The organism is Mycobacterium timonense (genome assembly GCF_025821985.1).
Taxonomy (GTDB): domain Bacteria; phylum Actinomycetota; class Actinomycetes; order Mycobacteriales; family Mycobacteriaceae; genus Mycobacterium; species Mycobacterium avium.
Genome location: NZ_JACKSY010000110.1, coordinates 1 through 4,123, shown reverse-complemented (window position 1 = coordinate 4,123; position 4,123 = coordinate 1). Strand labels below are relative to the sequence as shown.

Genomic DNA, 4,123 nt, shown 5'->3' with positions numbered 1-4,123 from the left:
AAGTCACGCACCAACGGCGTCAACGACCACCCGTCCGCGGCAATATGATGCACCACCGCCACCAACAAATGCTCCTCGACACCACACCGCAAAAGCACTGCACGCAACGGAATTTCAGCAGCCAAGTCAAAGGTATGCCGGGCGGTGTCGCGGATGGCGTCATCCACTCGGGCCGGCGACCAGCCACTGGCGTCGATGACCTGCCAGCCGATGTCGGCACGGTCGGGCGGCAGCACCACTTGGGCGGGCGTCCCGTCGGTCGCGGCGAACACCGTGCGCAGGCTCTCGTGCCGGGTCACGACATCATGCAGTGCGGCGCCCAGCGCGCCGATGTCCACCGGCCCGTGCAGCCGCAGCGCGGCCACCATGTTGTACACCGGGGACGGCCCGTGCAGCTGGCCGATGAACCACAGCCGCGACTGCGCGAACGACAACGGCACCACCGCCGGCCGCTCGGCGGCCACCACCGCGGCGAACCGGTGCCCGCCTTCGCCGAGGCGCGCCGCCAGTTGCGCAATGGTGGGCGCTTCGAACAACACTCGCACCGACAGCCGGGCGTCGAGGCCGGCGTTGACGGCGGCGATCACCCGCATCGCCGACAGCGAATCACCGCCCAGGTCGAAGAACGAGTCGTCGACACCAACCCTGTGCAGGCCAAGCACCTGGGTGTAGATGCCGGCGATGATCTCCTCGGTGGGAGTGGATGGCGCCCGGTATGCCCCGCCCGCGTATTCCGGCGCTGGCAGGGCCCGGGCGTCCAGTTTCCCGTTGGGAGTCAACGGCAGCGCCTCGATCGCCAGCACCGCGGCGGGAACCATGTAGGCCGGCAACCGCTCGGCCAGCCGGGCGCGGATCGCCGCCGGGTCGGCGGTGCCGGTGAGGTAGCCGACGATCCGTTTCTCGCCGGGGCGGTCCTCGCGGGCGATCACCGCCGCCTGCTCGACGCCGTCCAGTTCGGCCAGCGCAGAATGGATTTCGCCCAGCTCGATGCGGTGGCCGCGGATCTTGACCTGCTGATCGGCCCGGGCGACGTAGTGCAGCCGGCCGTCGCGATCCCAGCGCACCAGATCGCCGGTGCGGTACATTCGCGCACCGGCGCCGCCGAACGGGCAGGCCACGAACCGCGCCGCCGTCAGACCGGCGCGGCCCAGATAGCCGGCGGCCACCCCGGCGCCGGCGATATAGAGCTCGCCGGTCACACCGGCAGGCACCGGCCGCAGCCATCCATCCAGCACGAACAGCGTCGCACCTGCTACCGGGGAGCCGAGTGGGGGTGCTCCGGCGCCGGCGGCCAGCGGTGTGCTGAGCACCGCGTCGACGGTGGTTTCCGTGGGGCCGTAGGCGTTGATCATCACCCGGCCGGGCGCCCACCGGTCGGCGAGCGCGGCCGGGCAGGGCTCGCCGCCGATCACCAACGCCGCGTGCAGGTTTCGTGGTGACAGCGCCGCCAGCGCCGACGGTGTCTGGCTGAGCACGGTGACGTTCTCGGCGATCAGCAGCGCGTGCAGCTCGTCGGGTGAGCTGGTCACCGACTCGGGCACCACCACCAGCCGGCCCCCGCCGGCCAGGGCGCCCCAGATCTCCTGGACCGAGACGTCGAAGCCGTAGGAGTGGCACTGCGACCACACCCCGGTGCCGGGCAGCGACGCGTGCAGGGACTCGAGCAGCTGGGCGACGTTGCGGTGGGTGACCGCAACGCCTTTGGGGACGCCGGTGGTCCCGGACGTGTAGAGCAGATAGGCGATGTTGTCGGGCGCGGGCGGCGGCAACGGGCCGCCGGGCTGGGCGCCGGTGGCGGCGACGTCGACGACCGGCAGGCCGAAGGCCTCCAGCCGGGCGCGCAGGCCGGCGGTGCTGACCGCGACGACGGGTGCGGCGTCGCCGAGCATGAACTCGATGCGGGTCGCCGGCAGCGCCGGGTCGATCGGCAGGTAGGCCGCGCCGGTTTTCAGCACCGCCAGCATCGCGACGATCGCCTCGGCCGACCGGGAAAACAGCAGTGCCACAAAGCAACCCGGGGTGGCGCCGTGGCCGGCCAGCAGGTGGGCCAGCCGGGTCGACGCCTCGTCGAGTTCGCGATAGGTCATCGAGCGGCCGGCGCAGCGCAGCGCGACGGCGTGCGGAGCGTTGGCGACCTGTGCGGTGAACAACTCCGGCAGCGACGGCCCGGTTGCCGGCCGGCTCAGCGCCGGCCGGTTGCCCCACCGTTGCAGCCGGGTGTGCTCGGTGGAGTCGAGCAGGTCCAGTGATCGCAACGGGCGGTCCGGGTCGGCGGGCATGGCGGCCAGCAGCCTCCGCAACCGGTCGGCCAGGGTGTCGATGGCCGCCGGGTCGAACACGTCGGTGTCGAATTCGAGGCGAAGGCCCAGTTCGTCGCCGGGCACCACCTGCAGCGACAGCGGGTAGTGGTTGTAGTCGTGGCAGCTGAATTCGGTGGCGGTGAGGTCGTCGGCGGCCGACAGCGCGGCGGTGTCGATCGGATAGTTCTCGTAGACCAGCAGGGTGTCGAAGAGTTGGTCCTGTCCGGTGACGCGGTGGATTTCGTTGAGTCCCAAATGCTGATGCTCCACGGTGTCGTTGTGGGCGCACTGCAGCTGGTCGAGGAGATCCGCGATGGTGGTCGCCGCGGCGGCGCGGGCGCGCACCGGGACGGTGTTGATCAACAGCCCGACCATCGACTCGGCGCCGGGCAGCTCGGCCGGCCGGCCGGAGACGGCGGTGCCGAACGCGACGTCGTGCTGGCCGGTCAGCATCATCAGCAGCTGCGCCCAGGCGGCCTGCAACACGGTGTTGACGGTGGTGCGGCGGCGGCGTGCGAGTTCGCTTACCGCGCTGGTGGTTTCGGCCGCCATCCGGAACGAGGCGACCCCGCGCCGCCCGGGCGCGTCGGCACCCCGCGGGGCCACCAGGGTGGGGGTGTCGAAACCGTCGAGCACCGCGCGCCATGCGGCGCGGGCGGCCGGCACGTCGCGGGCCGCCAGCCAGGTGACGAAGCCGCGGTACGGCGCCGGCGCCGGCAGCCGGGCACCGTAGTAGCAGGCGAAGATTTCCTGCAGCAGCACCGGCAGCGACCAACCGTCCATCACCAGGTGGTGGACGGTGAGCACGAACCGGTGTTCCGTGTCCGCGGTGCGGATCAGCGCGGCGCCAAACGGCGGGCGGTCGCCGAGCTCTCGCACCGCGGCGCGTTCGTCCGCGGACAGCTGCTCGAGCTGTTCGTCGACGTCGCTGGCGTCGAGTTCGAGGTAGCGCCAAGCTATTTCGGGTTCGGCGGGAATGATCTGCACCGGCTCGCCGAGCTCGGGGCAGAAGCGGGCGGCCAGGTTCGGGTGGCGGGTGACGACGGTGTGCAGGGCGCGGTGTAGCCGGTGCGGGTCGAGGGCGCCGCGCAGCGTGACGCTCAGCTGCACCGCGTAGACGTCGCCCTCGGCATGGCTTCCGGTCGCGTGGAACAGCAGCCCCTGCTGCAGCGGGGTCAGCGGCAGGATGTCGGCGACGTCGTAGCGCCGTTCCAGCTGCGATGTCGGACGGCGTCAGCCCGCCGCCGCCGGCCTGCACGTGCGCGCAGATGCCGGTCAGCGCCTCGAACCACAACCGGCTCAACCGGTTTAGCTGCTCGTCGGTGAGCACGGAGCGCGCCCAGGTCCAGTTGGCGTGCAACTGCGGGCCGGCGTCGGTGTCCATGGTGCCGGCGTTGAGTTCGACGGTATGTCCCAACGGCAGTGGGATCGCCGCGGCCGCGGCGCTCACCGAGGGACTGTCGGGGCTGAGGCGCCAGTGCTCGTCGGACAGGTCGGCGGCCGCGCCGCCGAGCCGGCCCAGGTAGTTGAATCCGATCACCGGATCCGGCCCCTGCACCTCGATCTCGGGGTTCAAGTAGCGCAGCAACCCGTAGCTCAGGCCGTCGGGCAGCGCCCGCAACTGCTCCTTGGCATCCTTGATCACCGCGCCCAGCGCGGCCTCCCCCGCCACCACCCGCGCCCAATCCAGACGCCGGCTCATCCTCAGTGCCACAGGATATTTCGTGGTGAACCAGCCCACCGTACGAGACAGATCCACCCCCGAGGCGATCTCCTCGTGCCGCCCGTGACCCTCCACGTCGATACCGATCGGCGCGCCACCA

The 4,123-nt window shown here is 71.4% G+C and carries 1 pseudogene; it reads right to left on the bottom strand.

Annotated features, from left to right (window positions below):
- Nucleotides 1-4,123, bottom strand: a pseudogene (locus H7I87_RS26340) (amino acid adenylation domain-containing protein); the annotation flags it as partial.